The organism is Tellurirhabdus bombi, assembly GCF_021484805.1.
Lineage (GTDB): Bacteria > Bacteroidota > Bacteroidia > Cytophagales > Spirosomataceae > Tellurirhabdus > Tellurirhabdus bombi.
Genome location: NZ_CP090557.1, coordinates 3,166,547 through 3,188,308, shown reverse-complemented (window position 1 = coordinate 3,188,308; position 21,762 = coordinate 3,166,547). Strand labels below are relative to the sequence as shown.

19 protein-coding genes are annotated in these 21,762 nt (G+C 48.4%); 11 read left to right on the top strand and 8 right to left on the bottom strand.

Annotated features, from left to right (window positions below; translation table 11 throughout):
* Positions 1-165 precede the first annotated feature (165 nt).
* Positions 166-345: a hypothetical protein gene (locus L0Y31_RS13595; protein WP_234733618.1), complete on the bottom strand. Its 180-nt coding sequence runs from the start codon at positions 343-345 to the stop codon at positions 166-168.
* Between the two features lie 245 nt (positions 346-590).
* On the opposite strand from L0Y31_RS13595, the gene L0Y31_RS13590 reads away from it, so the two are divergent.
* The 3 genes from L0Y31_RS13590 (at position 591) to L0Y31_RS13580 (ending at position 1,811) form a co-directional block, all read left to right on the top strand.
* Entirely contained in the window at positions 591-827 is a 237-nt protein-coding gene (locus L0Y31_RS13590) for a hypothetical protein (RefSeq protein ID WP_234733617.1), read from the top strand.
* 33 nt (positions 828-860) lie between these two features.
* Entirely contained in the window at positions 861-1,082 is a 222-nt protein-coding gene (locus L0Y31_RS13585) for a hypothetical protein (RefSeq protein ID WP_234733616.1), read from the top strand.
* A 420-nt stretch (positions 1,083-1,502) separates the two neighbouring features.
* The gene (locus L0Y31_RS13580; RefSeq protein WP_234733615.1) at positions 1,503-1,811 is read left to right on the top strand and encodes a hypothetical protein; all 309 of its coding nucleotides are present in this window, start codon (positions 1,503-1,505) and stop codon (positions 1,809-1,811) included.
* A 159-nt stretch (positions 1,812-1,970) separates the two neighbouring features.
* Here the strand turns inward: L0Y31_RS13580 and L0Y31_RS13575 are convergent, their stop codons facing one another.
* A complete protein-coding gene (locus tag L0Y31_RS13575; protein ID WP_234733614.1) occupies positions 1,971-2,411 on the bottom strand; it encodes a hypothetical protein in 441 nt (146 codons plus the stop codon).
* 296 nt (positions 2,412-2,707) lie between these two features.
* Between L0Y31_RS13575 and L0Y31_RS13570 the strand changes: the two genes are divergently transcribed.
* Together L0Y31_RS13570 and L0Y31_RS13565 are read left to right on the top strand one after the other, a co-directional pair.
* Entirely contained in the window at positions 2,708-2,980 is a 273-nt protein-coding gene (locus tag L0Y31_RS13570) for a hypothetical protein (RefSeq protein WP_234733613.1), read from the top strand.
* 609 nt (positions 2,981-3,589) lie between these two features.
* Positions 3,590-6,526 (top strand): glycosyltransferase family 117 protein, encoded by a 2,937-nt coding sequence (locus L0Y31_RS13565; protein WP_234737174.1) that lies wholly within the window; start codon positions 3,590-3,592, stop codon positions 6,524-6,526.
* Between the two features lie 89 nt (positions 6,527-6,615).
* On the opposite strand, the gene dnaJ is transcribed toward L0Y31_RS13565, so the two are convergent.
* The gene (gene dnaJ / locus L0Y31_RS13560) at positions 6,616-7,764 is read right to left on the bottom strand and encodes a molecular chaperone DnaJ (protein ID WP_234733612.1); all 1,149 of its coding nucleotides are present in this window, start codon (positions 7,762-7,764) and stop codon (positions 6,616-6,618) included.
* A gap of 22 nt (positions 7,765-7,786) precedes the next feature.
* A complete protein-coding gene (locus L0Y31_RS13555) occupies positions 7,787-8,392 on the bottom strand; it encodes a nucleotide exchange factor GrpE (RefSeq protein ID WP_234733611.1) in 606 nt (201 codons plus the stop codon).
* A gap of 207 nt (positions 8,393-8,599) precedes the next feature.
* Between L0Y31_RS13555 and queG the strand changes: the two genes are divergently transcribed.
* The 4 genes from queG (at position 8,600) to L0Y31_RS13535 (ending at position 13,198) form a co-directional block, all read left to right on the top strand.
* Positions 8,600-9,529: a tRNA epoxyqueuosine(34) reductase QueG gene (gene queG / locus L0Y31_RS13550; protein WP_234733610.1), complete on the top strand. Its 930-nt coding sequence runs from the start codon at positions 8,600-8,602 to the stop codon at positions 9,527-9,529.
* A 112-nt stretch (positions 9,530-9,641) separates the two neighbouring features.
* Complete coding sequence (locus tag L0Y31_RS13545; protein ID WP_234733609.1) at positions 9,642-10,637, top strand: mevalonate kinase family protein; 996 nt, start codon at positions 9,642-9,644, stop codon at positions 10,635-10,637.
* Positions 10,638-10,734: 97 nt separating this feature from the next.
* On the top strand, positions 10,735-11,601 hold the full coding sequence (gene galU, locus L0Y31_RS13540; RefSeq protein WP_234733608.1) for a UTP--glucose-1-phosphate uridylyltransferase GalU: 867 nt from the start codon (positions 10,735-10,737) through the stop codon (positions 11,599-11,601).
* A gap of 346 nt (positions 11,602-11,947) precedes the next feature.
* On the top strand, positions 11,948-13,198 hold the full coding sequence (locus L0Y31_RS13535; protein WP_234733607.1) for an O-antigen ligase family protein: 1,251 nt from the start codon (positions 11,948-11,950) through the stop codon (positions 13,196-13,198).
* Between the two features lie 76 nt (positions 13,199-13,274).
* Here L0Y31_RS13535 and L0Y31_RS13530 read toward each other — a convergent pair whose 3' ends face one another.
* The gene (locus tag L0Y31_RS13530; RefSeq protein WP_234733606.1) at positions 13,275-14,015 is read right to left on the bottom strand and encodes a hypothetical protein; all 741 of its coding nucleotides are present in this window, start codon (positions 14,013-14,015) and stop codon (positions 13,275-13,277) included.
* Between the two features lie 65 nt (positions 14,016-14,080).
* Positions 14,081-15,217 (bottom strand): complex I subunit 1/NuoH family protein, encoded by a 1,137-nt coding sequence (locus L0Y31_RS13525; protein WP_255773032.1) that lies wholly within the window; start codon positions 15,215-15,217, stop codon positions 14,081-14,083.
* A 166-nt stretch (positions 15,218-15,383) separates the two neighbouring features.
* On the opposite strand from L0Y31_RS13525, the gene L0Y31_RS13520 reads away from it, so the two are divergent.
* Together L0Y31_RS13520 and L0Y31_RS13515 are read left to right on the top strand one after the other, a co-directional pair.
* Complete coding sequence (locus tag L0Y31_RS13520) at positions 15,384-17,747, top strand: TonB-dependent receptor (RefSeq protein WP_234733604.1); 2,364 nt, start codon at positions 15,384-15,386, stop codon at positions 17,745-17,747.
* A gap of 13 nt (positions 17,748-17,760) precedes the next feature.
* A complete protein-coding gene (locus L0Y31_RS13515; protein ID WP_234733603.1) occupies positions 17,761-18,828 on the top strand; it encodes a DUF4249 domain-containing protein in 1,068 nt (355 codons plus the stop codon).
* A gap of 6 nt (positions 18,829-18,834) precedes the next feature.
* On the opposite strand, the gene L0Y31_RS13510 is transcribed toward L0Y31_RS13515, so the two are convergent.
* Entirely contained in the window at positions 18,835-19,881 is a 1,047-nt protein-coding gene (locus tag L0Y31_RS13510) for a lytic transglycosylase domain-containing protein (protein ID WP_234733602.1), read from the bottom strand.
* A gap of 266 nt (positions 19,882-20,147) precedes the next feature.
* On the bottom strand, positions 20,148-21,680 hold the full coding sequence (gene guaA, locus L0Y31_RS13505; protein ID WP_234733601.1) for a glutamine-hydrolyzing GMP synthase: 1,533 nt from the start codon (positions 21,678-21,680) through the stop codon (positions 20,148-20,150).
* Between the last annotated feature and the right edge of the window lie 82 nt (positions 21,681-21,762).

The following is a 21,762-nucleotide window of genomic DNA, read 5'->3' as shown; positions in this document are numbered from 1 at the left end:
AAAATCCCTGGCAGCAAAATGGCCAGGGATTCCGAACCCACCGTAACTTGTACTTAACTTAACGACGCGAAGATACTAGGTTTATCTGATTATAAGCGCGCAACTGATCCTGCGGCCACAAAGCACCTTTTCTATTGGGCAATCCCTAAATAGGCTCCTTACCCATCAAACTTGCTTCCGAAGCAGCCGGCCAATTACGGCAACCACTCGCCCCGATTCAAACCGCACCAGCATTGAGCCATTTTTGCCCCGAATGCATTTGCCATCCGCTCGCCGTACAGCTGTGCACCGTTGCCCTTTTAAGGCCGGATCGGTAAGCCGGTCCCCAAGATATAGGTACGTCATCACCCTATTAATTTTTACTTTCTCTACGCCAAGTTACCCAAAACTGCCCGACTAACTGCTGGCTTTATTTCTATTGTAAGTAGTTATCTGCCTGTGACCCGTTTTGATTCCACCCCAAAAGAGCGATTTATTAACCGTTTACTCAAAACAACGCTGCTCAACTAATCCGAATGAATAGTTTGGTGAGTTATTTGAAACGGTTTGTATGTATATACTTACCTCTTATCGCTTTAATTTAAATTTGAATGGAACACAACGACAAGGAATTTTCCCTTGATCAGGGTCAGGATGCCGTCTTGCGGTACCGGGCTTTTGCTGGTATGGAAGCGTGGCTGGAAATCATGGCCGTTGAACTAGCTAAGGTTTCCGCGCTTCAACAGGGCAAAGACCCCGACGACTACATGACAAGTATATACGAAAACTTCAACAGAGTTGCCGGGCAGAATTTCAAAACATACATTGAAGCAGCTTTTCCGAAATAAGCTGCCGAATTTTATCTCCTAGCAGCCAAGGAAATGAATGAATGCACCAACAGAGAAGAAATTTTGTCACCTGCCTTTTTGGACCTGATTGATCAGCAAGAATATCTCTCCAGCGACTTTGCCTATAAAGTAATCAGGCCATCGGCTGAAAACTTACACCTGCTGCGGGTTCAGATCACGGCTTCGTCGGTGGGCTGGCGGCAGTACAACAAACTTAAGGAAATGCATTCCCGACAGGAGCTTAATCACTGTTGAGCCTCCAAAAGCAGAGGCTGTCCAGATTAACTTGGGATTCAACTTGGGGACAGATTCAACTAGTATAATTCCTGTAAACCAGCCGTAAATCCTGTAATAAGCCATTTAGATTCTTCAGAGAAGACCCTCTCCCGCCGGGCAGTCTAAAGGCTAATAAACTTTACATTCAACCGCCCTTCTAGCTACCTAGAAGGGCCTTTTTTTTGGGGATAAGGTGGAGAAAATAGCTCTAGTATTTAACCCTAAAACCAACCTTATACGAAGCTCTATGATAGGAAATTGTCCTGCTTTTGGCTCATAACGAAAGAAGGAACTGATCATCGACGAAATATCGTATACCCAGCTGGTGACTTGAAACGTATTATTTTTCAAGTATAAGCCTGTACCTTTGGTTGTCCTTACGACTAAACAGGTAACACAATGCAACTTCAAGACCTCCTCCGCCAAGAACTTAATTCCATTACCAATAATGGACAGGATACCCACCCCAAGGCGCAATTATACGTAGACACAGATGCCATTTTCTGGGTAACGCCATCCGGCCACTATCTTTTGATTGAGGACCATATCGGCATCAATGATTACATCGACGATGCTCACCCGGTCGTAACAATCACTGCTCCGGAAGGCGTTGGCTCCCGAGGGGTTTTCTGGAAGAACAAGGATTTTGTGAACCCGTATCGCATTTCCACCTTTGAAACTCAGATCGACAAGATTGGCGCTATCTAAGGGCATGAAGCCGATAAGGCTATTTGATCGCTTCGAAAACGTTCCGCTCTAACAACACATCCGAGGTGATAGAGAAGCTGCACAGAATTTATAATACAGGATACAAAAAATCCCCGGTAGATCGACTACCGGGACTATATCCTTCCGCCTTTTCAAAACTCAAGGCAAATTAGACTGGGTAACCGTAGCGACATTAACCGTCCCATTCTGAGTCATTGTCGCCGTATTTAAATCTCCTAGCTGGTTGATGATTCCACTGTTACTAAACCCATCCTGACTAAGGAAGGTGATGTTTCTATTCTCTGTTTGCAAAATCTGCCCCAGACTGCTCTCGCTACTGGTCTCTATGTTCCCTTGAAAGAGGAAGGCGTCATTGTCATTACCGGATTGATCAACGCTCGCCGTATTGTCGGTGGAAGTACCGTTAAGGCCCTGATTTACATAAGCCGAGTTGCTATTACCCGACTGGTTAACGCTGGCGGTGTTATCGGTGACGGTACCAACAAAACCTAGAGATACAGCCTTTTTGTCCCGGTTAAGACCTTGATCCAGCGGAGCCGTACCCTCATCCGTTGGGTACATCAACCTACCAGGAAGCATGCTGACGAGTTGATAGGCTAAAGTGTGAAATTCGAATAAATTAATAACAGGCCTCGCTACTAGCGGGGTTTTGTTTTACCAGTCGTTCCATAACCTCATCGCCTAGACAACTCCTGGGCCTTTTGCTATCGTCGGCTCGTTTGAGAGATGGGATGTAATTGCTTTACTAATGCTAAATTTAGGTTAGATACACGCAGCAACAGGCCTCGCTACTGGCGGGGCTTTTGTTTCACTCGTCTCTATTGGAGCGAATCGGAATAGAGTGCCAATAGTCAATCCTTTAACTGTATCTAACAATGGAAGCCGAAATCGTACTGAGTATCATTGCTGCGCTGGTTCTTTTCAGCGGCTATCTGATATACCGGATCGTTTTTAAGAAAGAATACCCTAATCAAACCAATCGCAGAGTGCCCTGGCTTCAAGGAGTTGCCTTGGGAGTAAGTGCCTTACTGATCGTATTATTAGCCATCAACCTGGAGTTTTGTAGCCAACAGAAGAACAGAATGGACAAAAATACCACGAAAGACAACGGCCTGGACAACATCGGGAAAGAAGAAAACGAACGCTAAGCAACCGGCTTTTTCTGACCCATTACAACAGCAAATCCAGATACTTCTGCATCTGCTCGCCCTATTTTCTACAATCCGACACCTGATAATGCCATCGAAATAAGGCTCACCCACATAGCCAGCATCAGCGCACGTTTGGGCCCCTAATGACCGAGGGCGGCCTGCCTACCCACGCGCTTCAGGAAATGATTGGATACACTTCCATCAGAATACCGAGAAGTACGTCCGTATATCCAAGCCGGTCATTGTACGACAAGCAATCGAATCCCGGAAAAAGTAGCCTGAAACCGCGTGATCCTACAGCAAAATTTAGGGTCAAATTGGGGCATTTTCAGTGCATTCCGGCGGGTAGCAAATTCCCGTAAAAGGGCTTAAATAAGCAAATTAGGGCCGTAAAGGGGCATTTTAAATGACCGAGAGCGCCAAAAAAGCGAGCCTCTTTAACAAACTTTAACGGGCCGTCCCGCCCCGGACGGGTTTTATTTTGCTAATTTTGGAAAAATGTTCCACAGCACTTAGGCTGTTAATCCAATGCAAACAACCAAAGGAACGGACTATACGTCTTCATTAAACCCTCAATCACACTCGGCTGCGCTGGCCTTCAGGCGCATGAATAACCTGACGGGCTGGCTGCTCTTTGCAGTAGCACTCATAACTTACACGGCAACCGTCGAACGCACGGCCAGTTTCTGGGACTGCGGTGAGTTTATTGCCTGTTCCTATAAACTTCAAGTACCCCACCCTCCTGGAGCGCCCTTCTTTCTCTTGATAGGCAGGCTTTTTTCGCTCCTCGCACTGGGTGACGTAACGCAGGTAGCGTACTGGGTCAATATGGTATCGGTGCTGGCGAGTGCCTTCACGATCCTGTTTTTGTTCTGGACCATTACGATGCTGGGTCGTAAAATTCTTGATAAAAAAGATTCAGAGCTGACTTCTGCCGAGAGATGGCAGTTAATGGCAGCTGGTGCCGTAGGTGCGCTGGCTTATACATTCTCCGATTCATTCTGGTTTTCGGCAGTGGAAGCTGAGGTATACGGTATGTCGTCGTTCTTCACGGCCATTGTTGTTTGGGCGGCCTACAAATGGGAGCAAATTGAAGATGAAGGCGCGGCGAATCGCTGGCTACTTTTCATTGCGTACCTGACAGGCCTTTCCATCGGCGTTCACTTACTGAACCTGGTAACTCTGCCCGCCCTGGCGCTAATTTATTACTTCCAGAAGAAGAAAAAAGCAACGTTCCGGGGTGGCCTCGTTGCCTTTGGAATTGGTTTTGTTATTCTGGGAATCATCAATGCCGGAATCATTCCGGGTCTGCCAAGCATCGCCTTTGCCGTAGAACGCCTGTTTGTTAATGTCTTTGGCTTACCGTTCGCTTCGGGTACCATCTTCTTTACCGTCGTCTTCATTGGCGCTCTGGTTTATGGGATTATCTGGTCGGCGCAGAAAAATAAGGTTACGCTGAATGTCAGTTTGTTGTCCTTGGCGTTTGTTTTAATTGGCTATGCTTCTTACATCCAGGTTCTGGTTCGGTCGGAATACAACCCCCCGATTAACGAAAACAATCCGAGTGATGTGCTGAACTTTGTGTCGTATCTGAAACGGGAACAATATGGTAGCCGCTCGCTTTTGTTCGGACCTACCTTTACGTCCCGTCCGGTCGATCAGAAGAAAGGCGATCCCATCTACCGGAAGCAGGGCGACAAATACGTTGTCCATGACCATAAGCCGGTTTATGTTTACGAACCAGGGCAGGAAATGCTCTTCCCCCGTGTTTACAGTTCTCAGGGCAATCACCCGCAGTTATACCAGCAAATGCTGAACATTCCGCAGGGTCAGAAGCCTACGATGGGTAATAACCTACAGTTTTTCTTCAGTCACCAGCTCGGTCATATGTACTGGCGCTACCTGATGTGGAACTTCGCGGGCCGTCAAAGCGATCAGGAAGGTTCAGGCTATCTCCTGCCGTGGTCTAGTGATGAGGGTTTACCTGATACCATTAAGAACAACAAAGCGCACGACAATTTCTACATGCTGCCGTTTGTGCTGGGCTTATTCGGTTTGTTGTTTCACTACTTCCGCCGACCAAAAGACTTCCTGGTGACAGCCCTGCTTTTTGTCTTTACGGGTATTGCGCTGGTAGTCTTTTTGAACTCACCGCCGCAGGAGCCACGGGAACGGGATTACATTTATGTGGGATCGTTTTATTTCTTTGCCATCTGGATTGGACTGGGGGTTATGGCCTTCGTGGATGGTTTCCAAACGTATCTCAAAAGCGAAAAACTGCGCGTTGCCTTGTTCGGCGGTCTTTTCCTGCTTATTCCGCTGATGATGGGCATGAAAAGCTGGGACAACCACGACCGCTCACACCGTTACCATTCGGTTGACTTTGCCCGTAACCTGCTAAACTCCTGCGCTCCCAATGCCATTCTGTTTGTGGGTGGCGATAACGATACATTCCCGCTCTGGTACGCGCAAGAAGTTGAAGGTTTCCGGACGGATGTGCGCGTTTGTAACCTGAGCCTATTGGGTACAGACTGGTACATTCAGCAAATGAAACGCAAAACGTACCAATCGGAAGCGCTGCCTGTTTCGCTGGATTTCGACCAGTTTATCATGGGTAAAAATGACATTATTCCGTTCTATGAAATTCCGGCGGTAAAAAATGGCATCAACCTGAAAGAGTACATCAGCCTGGTTAAACAAAACAATCCGGCGATTCAGGTGCCTCTGACGACGGGTGAAAATACCAATATCCTGCCTTCGTCTACTTTCTTCCTGTCGGTGAATAAGGCAGAAGTAGAGAAACAGAATTTTGTTGCTCCGGCTCTGCAACCGTTGGTGAGAGACACCATTAGCTGGAAAATCGGTACGAGCGATCTTTACAAGCCCGACCTGATCATGCTCGACATCATTGCCAACAATGACTGGAAGCGGCCCATTTATTTCTCGAGCACCCTGGCGCAATCCAACTACCTGAGCCTGAAAGACCACATGCAGTTGGAAGGCTACGCGTACCGGTTGATGCCTGTTCAGGTTCCGGGCGCATCCGATGGTTTCGTGAACAGTGGTGTCATGTACCAGAACATGATGACGAAAATGGCTTGGCGTGATCTGGACAACCCGGACTCGTACTATGATGATACGTATAAAGGTTCGCCGGTTATTTCGGCCCGTATTGCCTTCCTGCGTTTGGCTGATCAATTGATCCGGGAAGGTAAGAATGCGGAAGCCCGCCAGGTTTTGAATCGTTCACTAACCGTTATTCCTGACAAGAGCATCCCGTACGACCAGATTTCGACCAGCTATATCCGTTTGCTCATCGAAGTAGGTGACAAGAAAAAGGCGCAGGAAATGGCCGACGTGATTGTGAATCGGGCCGACCAGGTATTAACTTACCTCAAACGGACCGGCGGTGGCGGCACTGAAGCCAATATTGAACTGTATAACCTGCAAACCATTGTCAACGCTTTCCGCGAAACCAAACAGGAAGCGCAGGCCAATAAGTACGATGCCATTTTCCAGAAGCATTTAAATGCCTTAGGTTGATCGGTACGTTGAAATAAATAAGCACGAAAAAGCCCCGTCCAGATCTGGACGGGGCTTTTTGCTATACTTTGCTAAAAGAATTTTTCAATTCATCCGTGAAAGAAGTCTTTCATGCGTTCGAAAAAGCCTTTGTCATTTTTGCCTGGCTTCGGCTGGAAGTTCGGCGAGTTGCGGAGCCGCTCCAGCGTTATCCGTTCTTCGGATGTCAGACTTTTCGGCGTCCAGATATTTACGTGGATGAGCTGGTCACCCCGGCCATAGCCGTTCAATTCTTTAATTCCTTTGCCTTTGAGGCGCAGTATTTTTCCTCCCTGCGTGCCGGGTTCCAGCGTAATTTTGGCCCGCCCATCAATGGTTGGTACTTCAACAGAGGTTCCCAAAGCCGCGTCGGAGAAGGTAACGTGTAAATCGAAAATAACGTTATTTCCGTCACGTTTGAGGTTTTCGTCTTCTTCTTCTTCAATCACGATGAGCAAATCGCCCGGAACGCCGCCCCGTGGTGGAACGTTTCCACGGCCACCAACCGACAGTTGAATGCCATCGGCCACACCTGCCGGAATCTTGATTGGAATCACATCTTCGTGCAAGACGCGACCCTCTCCGTGACAGACATCACAACGATCCGTAACAATTTTACCGTCACCATTACAAGTCGGACAGGTACTTGTTGATACCATCTGACCCAGCATGGTATTAACAACTTTCCGAACTTGACCCGTACCGCTACAAGTCGAGCAGTTGGTTACGGCAGTGCCATTTTTCGAACCGTTACCACCGCAAGTGGTGCAGGAAACGTGGCGCTTTACTTTTATTTTTTTCTCAACGCCATTGGCAATTTCCTGTAAATTCAGCTTTAGCTTGATGCGTAAATCAGAACCCCGGCGAACGCGCCGCTGCTGCTGACCACCACCGCCCCGGCCAAAGAAAGAGCCAAATGGACTTTCATCACCGAAAATGTCCCCAAATTGCGAGAAAATATCATCCATCGACTGGCCACCGGCACCGCCGCCGCCCATTCCGGCATGCCCATACTGGTCGTAACGGGCTTTCTTCTGCGGATCGCTCAGCACATCATAGGCTTCGGCAGCTTCCTTGAATTTCTCTTCCGCCGTCGGATCGTCAGGGTTTTTATCGGGATGGTACTTGATGGCCATCTTCCGGTATGCTTTTTTGATGTCATCCGCAGCTGCATTCCGATCAATGCCCAATACCTCGTAGTAATCTCTTTTTGTCGCCATAGTTGCCATAATGCATATAGGATTAGCCTCCGATCACTACTTTTGCGAAGCGGATCACCTTATCGTTCAGGTAGTAGCCTTTCTCTAATTCGTCAATAACTTTTCCTTTCAGGTCTTCGCTGGGTGCCGGAAATTGCGTTACCGATTCGTGCAGGTCCGCGTTGAACGCCTCCCCTTTCGATGTCATGGGTTTTAAGCCTTTTGCTTCCAGCGTTTTAAACAACTTATTGAAAATCAGCTGTACGCCTTCTTTTAATGCTTCTACTTCGGTAGCATTTTCCATTGATTTATGGGCGCGTTCAAAGTCGTCAAGCACAGGCAGCAACGAAACGAGTACTCCCTCATTGGCGGTAGAAATCAAATCCAGCTTTTCCTTGGCGGTACGGCGACGGAAATTCTCGAAATCAGCGTATAAACGGAGGTACTTATCTTTTAACTCAGCTAATTCCCGGTACGCTTTATCAGTATCCTGATCTTCCTGCAACTCAGCTTCTACAGACTCTTCCGTCTGCTCCTCCGCCGAATTGTCAGTTTGGTTTTCTGCCGTGGCAGTTGGCTGCTCTTTCTCAGTGTCAGGTTGTTGCGTGGTTTGTCCTTCTTCGTTACTTACAGTTTCCTTATTTTCCATGTTTTTCCTGAAAATCTCGCTCCACTTCATATCTTATAAGGTGGGCAAATAAATTGCCAATTTACAAATAACTGACAAACTGTCGGACCGGGAATCTACAATAAAGATTAAATTCATCTTTTCTTCAGAATCTAACCCGGCAACTTTCGAATTATGAACTACTTTCTTTAATAATATCGTTAAACACTAACAAAAAAGTTCAATTTATTGACTCCTATTCAATTCCATACGCAACGTATCAAAACGAAAGCCAGCGAACTAGGCTTTGATTTCTGTGGCGTGTCAAAAGCGGAGTTTCTGGAGGACGAAGCGCCGCGCCTGGAGTCCTGGCTCAACCGGAACATGCACGGTCAGATGAGTTACATGGCAAATCATTTCGACAAGCGTCTCGACCCGCGTCTGCTGGTGGAAGGGGCTAAATCGGTGGTGACCGTCCTGCTCAATTATTACCCGGAGAAGACGCTACCCGAAGGCGAAGGCGAGTACAAGCTGTCGAAATACGCTTATGGCATGGATTACCATTTTGTTATTAAGGATAAGCTTAAAGACCTGATGGCGTTTATTCACGAAGAGATCGGGGAAGTAAACGGACGGGTTTTTGTGGATTCGGCGCCCGTGATGGACAAAGCATGGGCTAAACGCAGCGGTGCTGGCTGGGTTGGTAAACACACCAACGTTATTTCGCGCGAGATGGGCAGCTTCTTTTTTATCGGTGAACTTATCCTCGATCTGGAACTCGAACCCGACGGCCCCATTAAAGATTATTGCGGCACCTGCACGCGCTGCCTGGACGCCTGCCCTACCAACGCCATTTCCGAACCGTACGTAGTTGATGGCAGCAAGTGCATTTCATATTTTACCATTGAGCTGAAAGAAGCCATTCCAGACGAGGTGAAAGGCCAGTTCCAAAATTGGATTTTTGGTTGTGATATTTGCCAGGACGTCTGTCCCTGGAACCGCTTTTCCCGCCCCCACCGCACGCCGGAACTGAACCCTCATCCCTCGTTGACCACGTTCACCAAGAGTGACTGGGAGGAGATTTCCGAAGAAATTTTCCGGGAAGTGTTTCGCCGCTCGGCCGTCAAGCGAACCAAGCTGGAGGGTTTAAAGAGAAATATCCTATTTATTAAGGAATAGTGAATAACAAATTGTGAATTCGAGGCAATGGCCCGGTATCCCTTTTTTACCGGTTGTTGTGCATTATTTATTATTCACTATTTTGCACCGTCTTATCAACCCCACTTAACGTTTGATTATTGAAACGCGTGCCTATGCCCGTGCCGGGCTGCTGGGCAATCCATCTGACGGCTTCTTTGGCAAAACCATATCGATTTCGGTGCGTAATTTCGGGGCATCGATCTCGCTTTACCAATCTCCAGAGGTCCATATTGAGCCGCAAGGCCCTGACACGAACACGTTTAAGAGCATTTACCACCTGCGCGATGCAGTAGCTTCTTTGGGTTACCACGGTGGTATTCCGCTGATTAAAGCCGCGATTAAGCAATTTGGCGAATACTGCGAACGTGAAGGCATTCGACTTCCAAACCGGAATTTTACAATTCGTTACCAAACATCAATTCCCCGACAAGTCGGTTTGTCGGGTTCCAGTGCCATTGTGGTGGCTACTTTCCGGGCGTTGATGCGATTTTATCAGGTCGATATCCCATTAGTACTCTTACCAACGTTAGTTATGAAATCGGAAACCGAAGAACTGGGCATTACCGCCGGTTTGCAGGACCGGGTCATCCAGTGTTACGAAGGTTGCGTGTACATGGACTTTGACCGAACGATGGTCGAATCGAAAGGGCATGGCCAGTATGAGCCGGTAAATCCACGCGCTTTGCCAAAATTGTACATTGCTTATAAGACGGCCTTGGGGAAACAGTCGGGACGGGTACACAACGACGTTCGGTCGCGGTGGTTGAAAGGCGAAAAGCTGGTTGTTGATACCCTCCAGGAAATTGCCGGTGTGGCGCAGCGCGGCCACGATGCCCTGCTGAACAACCGCCAGGCGGAAATGCATGATCTGGTGAACGAGAACTTTGATCTGCGTTGCCGCATTTACAACATCAACGAAAGCAATATGGAAATGATTGAAACAGCCCGTCGTATTGGAGCCTCTGCATCCTTCGCTGGATCAGGAGGAGCCATCGTCGGTACGTACCAGGACGACGATATGCTCAATCGCCTGTTTGTTGAACTAAAGCGCCTGGACGCCCGCGTTATCAAACCATACATCAGTTAGTTTTTAATGAGACAATGAGTGATTGAGTGCATCTATTCGCTCTGTTGCGCTTCATTCTTTTCGCTCTTTGTCCCTTTTACTCTTTCGCTCTTTATCCATGATTAAAAAAGCTGTTATTCCCGCCGCTGGATTAGGTACCCGCTTTCTGCCTGCCACCAAAGCACAACCGAAAGAAATGCTTCCGATTATCGATACGCCCACGATTCAGTATGTCGTGCAGGAAGCCGTTGATTCAGGAATCGAAGATATTCTAATTATTACCGGCAAGGGCAAACGCTCGATTGAGGACCATTTTGACCGCAACTTTGAACTCGAAGCCCGCCTTGAAGAAAAAGAAGATGGCGTTCTGAACGCTATTCGCCGCCTGTCCGACATGGCAGACATCCACTTCGTGCGGCAAAAAGAACTGAATGGCCTGGGAGATGCCATCTATTACGCACGTCACCACGTTGGCAATGAGCCTTTTGCGGTCCTTTTGGGCGATACGGTCATGGAGTCGGTCATTCCGGCTACCCAGCAGCTGATCGATACCTATGAGCAGTACCGGGGAACGATCATTGCGGTGGAAGAAGTGCCCGCGGATAAAGTAAATCGGTATGGCATCGTCGGTGGCAAGTCACTAAGTGAAAGCATTCTGGAATTGAATACCTTGGTTGAAAAGCCTGCTATCGATGCAGCGCCTTCCAATCTGGCCATCGCTGGCCGGTACATTCTGACTCCCGATATTTTTGCGGCCATTGAGCAAACGCCCAAAGGTAAAAACGGCGAGATTCAGCTCACGGATGCCATGTTGCTTCTGCTCAAACGCGAATGTCTGTATGCCCACCGCATCGAAGGCAAGCGCCACGACATTGGCAACAAGATGGATTTTTTGAAAACAACAGTTGAATTTGCCCTTAAACGCAAAGAGTTTGCCGAGCCATTTTTAACTTTTTTAAAGGAAGTCGTGGCGGCACATAGTTAAATAAAAACTGGTGGTTTCCAACGCAAGGCTACCCCGATGGGTCTACATAAGTAGCACGTCTTATAAGATTCACTAGAACCCTCATCCTCAGATAACTGCAAGCCAGATGATTAATTCTACTAACAATTACATTTTGGCTTAGTTTGAAGTAAATATGATCGAGAACACAGAAGTAAAGCTTATAGGCACCATTTTACCTATTGCATTAGGCTTGATCTATCCTTTTGTAGAGCGGGTATCCAAACTCACTAGTTTTTTCATGCTTATTACCTGGCAAAATTTAACAGGGAAGCTAAAGTTACTAAATGGGCTAACTGCATACGATAAGCAATTAGCCCAATTATTAATGGTTTCTTTTGTTCTTCCTCAGCGCATTCAGATTCTTGTTACGCTCTTTATCTGCTTATTCTGGGCCGCGAGAGATTCGATCAGCAATCACAAAATGCCGTTTAAGCAGTACAAATGGGCTTTGTTTTTGGGTAGTACCTATTTGTTGTATGTTCTATTTATTGCGCTTTCCAAACAGGCAAACTGGCACGAAGCTCTTTTCAAGCTAGAGCAGAAACTGAGTCTTTTCCTGCTTCCTTTTGCTTTTCTTCTGTTCAAGCCAAAAACCCGAAAAATCCTTTCTAGCCAGGGACTTTATTTTGTATTGAGCTGTTTGCTGGTCTGCGCCCTGGGGAATCTATACTTTCTTTTTGGCTACGCCTGGCAGCTCGACCGTCCAATACCGAATGCTGAATACCGGGGTTATTTTGAAGATATAACGGATATTCACCCCACTTATATGGGTATCTATCTGTGCTTTGCCACCTCAATTTTGCTACTCTCTACTGAAACCCGGCAAAAGCTAAAAAAGTGGCAGTATCTGAGCCTTCTCTTCTCGATCTTTATTTTCATTCTGACCCTGATGCCCAAAGCTCCCGTTGTGGCGCTCTTCATCATCGTCGCGTATTACTGCTGGCTTAACCGCAGACGCTCAAAGACCTACCTGCCTATTCTGGGCGTCCTGAGTTTAGCCCTTTTTACTGCCTTTGTTTTTATTCCGTTCAGTAGCCAGCGGGTCGGCGAGTATTCAGCCCTTCTTAATGCTAGCCCTACAGCTAATCCAGCCCTCAATTCATTCAGCATGCGTCAGATTATTCTGACCATCAACATGAACTTGCTGCATCACCACTGGCTGTTGGGTGTCGGCCCCGTCAATCTGGATCATCTACTGAACGCCGAGTACACTGCTTATTCGCAACAACTTCATTACAATCTCGGTGTGTACAATACACACAATGAGTACCTTAATCAGTGGTTATCGTTTGGACTTATCGGCCTGCTGCTCTTTTTGGGGATTTTGGGGACACAATTTGTCAAAGCATACAAATGGAGAAACCACCTTTATTTGTTTCTTTTGATCACGCTTTCGGTCACGTTCTCTACGGAGAATGTTTTGTCCAGACAACGCGGGGTACTTTTTTACACTTTCTTTACGTCCTTGTTTTTCTTCAACGGAATAAATGCTTTAGGAGGCCGTAAAAAAGAGTCAGTGCATCAACAATTATCGGAATCGGAGGTGGTTCAGGAAGAGGAAGTAGCCGTCGTATAAAGGCGTTTACCCACAAAAAGGCCCGGTTAACTGCTTGTTAACCGGGCCTTTTTGTGGAGTGTTTATTATCTCCCAATCAAAAGAATGGAAAGCTAAGAGCCACGTACGGCATGGCATAATTCCGGCGGAAACGACGGTTATCGTCTACTAATTCGTCATTGGTTCGGTATTCTGTAGTAATCCACTGATACCCTACTTTAAAAGCCACCCGACGGCTGAATAAAATCCGGGCGTATACCTCCGAAGACAAAAAGCCCATGTTATTGTCACCCAAAAGACGCAGATTGAAGCGTTGAGGTTGCGCGTATTTGTTTGTTTGGTGTAGGTTTAAGCTATCGACCGAGTTAGCTCCTTTAATGGCTCTGTAAAGCCCAAGCCGGCCTTTTCCTAAACCGACGCCTAAAATATCGGTGGCGGCACCTAGCTCAACCGGACCAAGGTGAATCTGAAACCGCAAGCCTAGATTAAGCGAAATAAACGATGCCCGGGGCATGGTCAGGGTATCTATGTTCTCTGGAATCAGGGGAGCCGACAAAGCCCCAAAACCCGTTTTTCCACGCGTCAGGCGAGCGGGTGCCGTGTAATAGTCGACCGACTCCTGACCGTAATAATTTTGAAGTTTCGTATGCCAGCCAAACTGAAAGATTTTTCGCTCATCCAGATTCAGCAATTGGTAATAGGCAATTGACGGAGAAAGCTTTTTGGTGGCAAAAGAAGCGCCTAAATCGGCTCCGGAAACCAATCGACTGGAAACAGGACTTTGGGCAATAGCAGTAACAGAAGTAAACGCCAGTAGAACGGCAATCAGTTTCCTCATAATCAGGTTGTGTGGTAAATCGCGCAAAGTTAGGCGAAAAACATAAAAATCAATTGATGCTTTTATTATCCGACCATTAGCAGCCGCCATACACCGGAAATAAGCAGCAAAACCAAGCCAATAGGCGTTAATACTTTCCAGCAAAGGTGCATCATCTGGTCAACTCGAACGCGGGGAAAGGTCCAGCGCACCCACATCTGCACCAAAATGGCGAACATCGCCTTCGAAAGTAACCAGAACGCTCCGGTGACATTTCCCCAAATCGTACCCGGCGCACCGCTGGTCCACTCGGCCAGACGAAGGGGGCCGATGTTGGGCAGAGGCGTATTCCAGCTTCCCAGAAATAGGATTGCTCCCAGAAACGACACCAGCAACATCATGCCGTATTCCGATAAAAACAACAAGGCAAACCGCATTCCGGAATATTCGGTGTGAAAGCCAGCAACCAGTTCCGATTCGCCCTCGGGCAAGTCGAACGGAGCCCGGTTGGATTCAGCCAGGGTAGCAATGAAAAAGATGATGTAGGCAAAAAACAGAAATGGATTACGCAGAATATTCCAGGTAAAAATTCCTCCCCAGTCGGTAACATCAACTCCCATTGCCTTGATACCGAACAGATAATTGGTTTCATCCGTATAAATGCCCTGCTGAAAACTAATTTCCTGCAAATTCAGGGATTGGCAAATCATCACGGCGCATAGAATCGTCAGACCCAGCGGCACTTCATACGATACAATCTGCGCCACCGAGCGCAGGGCACCAAATAGCGAGTATTTATTGTTGGAGCCCCAACCCGCCATCAGTACGCCCACCACATCGACCGACACAATGGCCATCAGGTAAAAAACGCCCACTGCCGCCGCCGATCCTTGAAGATCCGGCGTCAACGGCATAACGGCAAAGCCAGCAAACACCGACGCAAAAATAACAGCGGGAGCCAGTAAGAAAAGTTTCCGGTCGGCGGCCAACGGCACAATGTCTTCTTTTTGCAGAAGTTTCAGCAAATCGGCAAATAATTGCAGCAATCCATATTTTCCGACCTCCATTGGGCCCAGGCGGTCCTGAATAAAAGCTGATACTTTGCGCTCGAGGTAAACACCCACGACCACAAAACTGACAACCATTACCAAAAAAATAAAGAGTGCAAGCATAGCAAATTTGGAGACGGTGCAAAAATACCTTTCCTCTCCTTGCCAACAAATAAATAGTTGCTTTTCCGAGGCTCGTACAACTGGCTAATTAGTAACTTACCGCCAACATTTTGCACATTTCCACTTCAGTCGATTTCGCCGATGACCGTTCGCACTAAATCCAGGCTTTAGTCTCTTATCCGTTATCCCGAATCTGTATTGTATTTTACTCAAATTCATGCGCCTTTTTCCTTTTTTTCTGTGCACTCTATTTGCGGCTCTGGTAACTTATACTGCAAAAGCCCAGCAAAGAGTCACTCTGAGTGGGACTATTTTCCGCGCCGATACAACGCTCCCCCTCCCCGGTGCCAGCATCCAGGTGATTGGCGTGGGAGCCGGAACCACTACCGATGAAACGGGTCATTTTTCCCTTACTTTACCGTCTGGAAGTCACGACCTGGATATTACTTCGGTGGGTTTCCGCCGCCTCCGCCACCACGTTGTTGTCATGAATAACAAAACCATTACCCTCCGCCTGATTCCGCAGACCTTTGACCTGGAAGAGCTTCAGGTACGCAAACGAACGGAAGATGAGAATGTGCGGAGTGTCACCATGGGCTTGATTCAACTGAATATTCAGCAGTTAAAAAAAATGCCGGTGGTGCTGGGCGAGCCCGATATTCTGAAGGCCATTACGCTACAGGCGGGCGTTTCTACGGCGGGTGAAGGAACGGGCGGTTTTAATGTGCGCGGCGGTCGCACGGATCAGAATCTGGTTTTGCTGGATGGAGCGCCTCTGTTCAACACCTCTCACTTACTCGGTTTTTATTCCAACATTAATTCTGATGCCGTTCAGGATGTTGAGCTCTACAAAGGCAGTTTTCAGGCGCAGTACGGCGGGCGAGTTTCCTCGCTGATGCTGATTAATACCAAAGCCGGTAACCGCGATCGCTGGCAATATGCGGGCGGCGTGGGCCTTTTGAGTAGCCGGTTTGTTGCCGATGGCCCCATTGGGAAAAAAGTAACGCTGCTGGTGGGCGGACGCGTGGCTTATCCCAACTGGATCTTGAAATCTTTTCCGGAAGGAAGTACGGCCAAAAGCAGCCGCGCTTTTTTCTATGATGGCAATCTAAAACTGCAATTCCGCCCCAATGCTACCAATACGTTTTCCTTGACCGCTTACCGCAGCCAGGATTCGTTTAAGTTTCCCGGCGACACGCTCTATGGCTGGCAATCCAATATTGTATCGGGGCAATGGAGTAGTTTGTTAAAAAAATCGCTTTTGCTGAATGTTCAGTTGCTGCATAGTGATTATAGCTATCAGGTTGACGGCGAGCGGGAAGGCTACACGTTTCAGCTTCGTTCAGGCATTCAGCAACAGGAAGTAAAGGCGGACCTTTTTTATACGCTGAATGACAAACACAAAATTCAGGGCGGCATCACTGGGATTCTGTATGGTGTTCAAAAAGGAGATATTCAGCCAAGCGGTAACCAATCCAGCGTAAACCCAAAGACCCTTCAGCCGGAAAATGGCCGGGAACTGGGAATTTACCTCCAAACCGAATGGACCCTCCTGCCTGCACTTACCGCCCAGGCGGGGCTGCGCTATTCGACTTTTGCGCAAATCGGTGCCACGCAGGTTTATCGCTACGCGGAAGGACTGCCCCGCTCGCCCGAGACCCTTGTTGATTCAACTCGTTATGGCGCTGGGCAGACCGTCCAAACCTACGGAGGCTGGGAGCCTCGGCTGGGGCTGCGGCTCCAACTAACGCCCCGCGCTTCCTTCAAGCTCAATTATAGTCGGATGCGGCAGTGTATCCACCTGATTTCCAACACGACCGCCATTACGCCCATCGACTTCTGGAAACTGAGCGATCCTTTTGTTCCGGGGCAAATTGCCGATCAGTATTCGGCGGGCCTTTTCCAAAATCTGGCGGACAATTCCATTGAACTGGCCCTTGAGGGCTATTACAAAAACATTCAAAATCTGATTGAATACCGGAATGGAGCTACCCTCCTGCTCAACTCGAACCTGGAAACGGATCTGCTTCGTGCCAGAGGCCGCGCGTACGGCCTTGAACTGAGCATCGCAAAAAACAAAGGAAAACTGACGGGGCAAATCAGCTACTCGTACGCCCGCTCGCTGGTACTGGTGCAGACGGCCTATAGTGAACTGCAAGTCAACAACGGCCAGTGGTTCCCGTCAAATTTTGACCGGCCACACAACCTGTATCTGCAAGCACGTTGGGATTTGTCCAGAAACTGGCTCTTTTCTACCAATTTTGTATACAGTACCGGTATTCCGGCTACTTATCCCGATGGTCAATATGTATTTAATGGCCTTCCTACGCTGGATTATTCCCGGCGCAATGCGGATCGCATTCCGGATTACCACCGGCTAGACATTGCCTTTTCAAAAGACACGCGAAAAAGCAAAAACCAGCTTCGGTACAGCATTTGGACACTAGGCATTTACAACCTCTACGCCCGAAAAAATCCGTATTCGATCTATTTTACCCGCAGCGGTGCCCAGACTCAGGCCTACCGCCTTGCTGTTTTCGGCTCGCTCATCCCCTCCATTAATTACTCGTTTTATTTCTGAAGACTAGTTGACTATGCAACAAGCAACAAGACAATGGATAGGCTGGATAGTGGGCTTCGCTGTTCTGGCCAGCCTGGTTCCTTCCTGCATTGATCGGGTTGATCTTCCCATCCGCCATGAAAAACCAGTTTTAGTAGTCGAAGGGCAGATTACCAACGAAGCTCCCCCCTATCTGGTACGGCTTACTTACTCCAACCCCTTTCGGTATACGGGCGAGCTGCCTGCCGAAGCGTTGGCGCGGAATGCGCAGGTTCGGCTGAGCGATGATGCGGGACGCAGTACATCATTGAGGGAAATACTGGGCCGACCCAGCTATTACCAGACAGTTGATTCTACATTTGTCGGACAGCCGGGGCGGATTTATACACTGTCAATTGCTCTTTCGGATGGCAAACGCTACGTGTCGCAACCCGAACGCATGCAAGCGGTGCCACCAATTGATACAATTTATACTGATGTCGCTCGCTTGAACCTGACCACAGACCCCTTCCGCTACATGGTGTATGTTGACGCTCAGGATCCGGCGCAAACCGAAAATTATTACCGGTGGACGGCCACTACCTATAGCGTCCGCCTATCCACGGGCGTGCCCTGCGCTTTGGGAAGTTCCGCCCTATGCTACGATAAATGCTGGATTCCATTTTACCACCGAAGCCTTAACATCTTCTCCGACCAGGGTATCAATGGAAATTCAATTAAGAAACGGCTCGTCGCTCAGTCGCCCATTTATGCCCTTGGGCCACACGCCATGGAAATCAAACAGTATTCACTTTCCCGCCAGGCGTATCAATTTCTGCGATCTTTCCAGGAACAGCAATCCCGTGTAGGCAGCATTTTCGACCCTTTACCTACCTCTATTATCGGCAATATTGTTAACGCTGATGATGAAAAAGATCACGTGCTTGGCTATTTCAGTGCGTCAGCGGTTACAACAAAGCGTCTCAAAGAATTTAAGGATGAATCTAGTCGCGGAAACCTGCGCTCCTACCTGGCAACGCTCATTCCCCAGCAAGGAGACTGCCGATATCTGTTTGCGTCCGAAGGGGCTTTTTTACTTCAGTATGAACCACCCGGGTTTTGAAGTTAGCTACAGGGGTTTCAAGGTTAGCACCCAACCTGCCCGGACTTCTTCGAGGTCCGGCAGCGGAATCCCCGACTGTCCCGTGGAGGCATCAATCGCAGAGAGAAAAGCGGGCAACACGTTTCGTCGCTGAACGGAATAGGCCTTTTCTACGCGTAGAAACAACTTGTTGCGGCGAGCATCGATGTTCTCAATGACCGCGTAAAGCAAATCGCCTTCGTCCAAAGCAGCCCCGCGAACATCGGTTCCCCGGCTCAATTTAAAAACCCAAACCTGGCCCGCTTCCAGTCCTGAAGCTTCAACCAACGTAGCTTTCACGCCCGTGCGGACCATAGTACTGATTTCTTCGCTTTGTATATCTGTTAATTTCTGGCGGGTTGTTGTCGGTAGATTTTTCACTTCAACCGCACCGTCACCAGCCGCTGCTTCCACAGATTCAACGAGAATTTCGGGTATCAATACCTCGTATTCATTCTCAAGCTCGCCACCCGGCAATGGAATACTTAAGGTAGCCATCGCAGCCGGGCTGATAATTTCGTCGTAACTACGGTAGTTGGTAAACAGCTCTTTGAAAGCCACTATGCGGTACAAGTAGCGTGCTGTTTCCGGGTTTAGTTTCAGGTAATAATAATCGGCTTCCTGTTGCCGCCGGATGTGGTATAACAATCGATTAATCCCAATGTTGTAAGCAGCGGCGGCGAGTGTCCACGAGCCAAGTTGGTTGTGTAAATCCCGCAAATAGCGACAGGCCGCATCGGTTGATTTCAGCAGATTCTGGCGGTCGTCGCGGCCAGGGCGCACCGTTAGGCCCAGCTCACGCGCCGTTTGAGGCATAAATTGCCAGTAGCCCGCCGCCCCTTTGGGTGATACCGCCGTGCTGCGTAAGGCACTTTCGACGAGTGGCAGGTACTTGAAATCGGGGGGAATATGATAACGTTCTAAGATGGGCTCAATGGTGGAAAAAAAAGAGGAAGCCCGAAGCCGAAGCCGGTAAAGCGCCTGGTTGTGCGTAGAATGCTGCACCATCGTCGAAACCAACTTACGAGCCACCATGTGTTCATGGGTGGGAACTTCCTCTCCACAGAAAAAGACCGGAGGCAGAACCGCTTTTGATGAACGCCTTCCATTAGCCAAACTGGGATCCTCTCCAAAAGCAGTGTTACAGCTAACTATCAACCCTACCGCCAACAATAAGTACGTCAATCGCATGTAGTAGTAACATATTAGTTCTGGATATAAGACCCTGAAATTACTAATAAGTCACAGCCGGATAACGTTTTAACGAACTTTTAACGGACAGTCGATTTTACTCTCAATGCCTACTCCCACTCAATGGTAGCTGGTGGCTTCGACGAAATATCATATACAACCCGGTTCACTCCTTTGACTCGGTTGATGATTTCATTGGAGATATCGGCCAAAAATTCATACGGTAAGTGAGCCCAGTCAGCGGTCATTCCATCCACGCTGGTAACCGCCCGGAGTGCCACTACGCGCTCGTAAGTGCGTTCATCGCCCATCACCCCAACCGACTGAACGGGCAACAGCATCGCGCCCGCCTGCCAAACCTGGTCGTACAAGCCTTCACGCTTTAAACCATTGATAAATAGCGCATCTACTTCCTGCAAAATGGCTACTTTATCGGGAGTAATATCGCCCAGAATCCGAATACCCAAACCTGGACCCGGGAACGGGTGACGACCCAGAATTGCGTTTGGAATTTCCAGCGTCCGGCCCACCGCACGTACCTCGTCTTTAAACAACGTATTGAGCGGCTCGACTACTTTCAGCTTCATGAAATCGGGCAAACCACCCACATTGTGGTGCGATTTAATGGTGGCAGACGGACCTTTTACCGAAACCGATTCAATTACATCGGGGTAGATGGTTCCCTGACCCAACCACTTAACGTCTTCAATGAGGTGCGCTTCCTGGTCAAAAACCTCGATAAACGTTTTACCGATGGCTTTCCGTTTCGCTTCCGGATCGGTCAGACCAGCCAGCCCCGTATAGAAAAGTTCTTTGGCATCAACACCTTTGACATTTAGCCCTAAATGCCGGTATGATTCCAGCACATCTTCAAACTCGTCTTTCCGAAGAAGGCCATTGTCCACAAAAATACAATACAGATTTTTGCCAATAGCGCGGTGAATCAGCATGGCGGCAACCGAAGAATCTACGCCACCCGAAAGTCCCATCACCACTTTATCGTCGCCTAATTTTTCGGCCAACTGAGCAACGGTTGTCTCCACAAAGGATTCGGAAGTCCAGTTTTGCGAAGCCCCGCAGATGTCAACGACAAAGTTTTTCAACAAGGCCTTTCCTTGCAGGGAGTGCGTTACTTCGGGGTGGAACTGAATGCCGTACGTAGCTTCTCCCGCAATATCAAAAGCGGCAACGCGTACGGTATCGGTCGAGGCAATTACCCGAAAATCGTCGGGAAGCTGCATGATGGTATCGCCGTGCGACATCCAGACCTGCGAATGCTGGTCGATGCCGTGCAGCAGCGGGCTATCTTCGTTTACCGTTCCAAGCTTGGCGCGGCCATACTCGCGAATGGTAGACGGCTTTACTTCGCCACCGTTCCGCTGGGCCAGCATTTGTGCTCCGTAGCAAACGCCCAGTAACGGCAATTTTCCCCGGAATTGAGTCAGATCAATAAAAGGTGCATCCGCATCGCGAACAGAACAAGGGCTGCCCGAGAGGATAACCCCTTTGATGTCGGGGGTAATCGGCGGAATATGATTGTAAGGATGTATTTCGCAGTAGACATCCAGTTCGCGCACGCGGCGAGCAATCAATTGAGTATACTGCGAACCGAAATCGAGGATGAGAATTTGTTCGGTGGTCATGCTACGTTTCTAAAATGCAAATTTAGGTCATTTTAGAATACGGACGTCAAACCAGGAAAAGAATCCTGGTTTAAATAGCCGG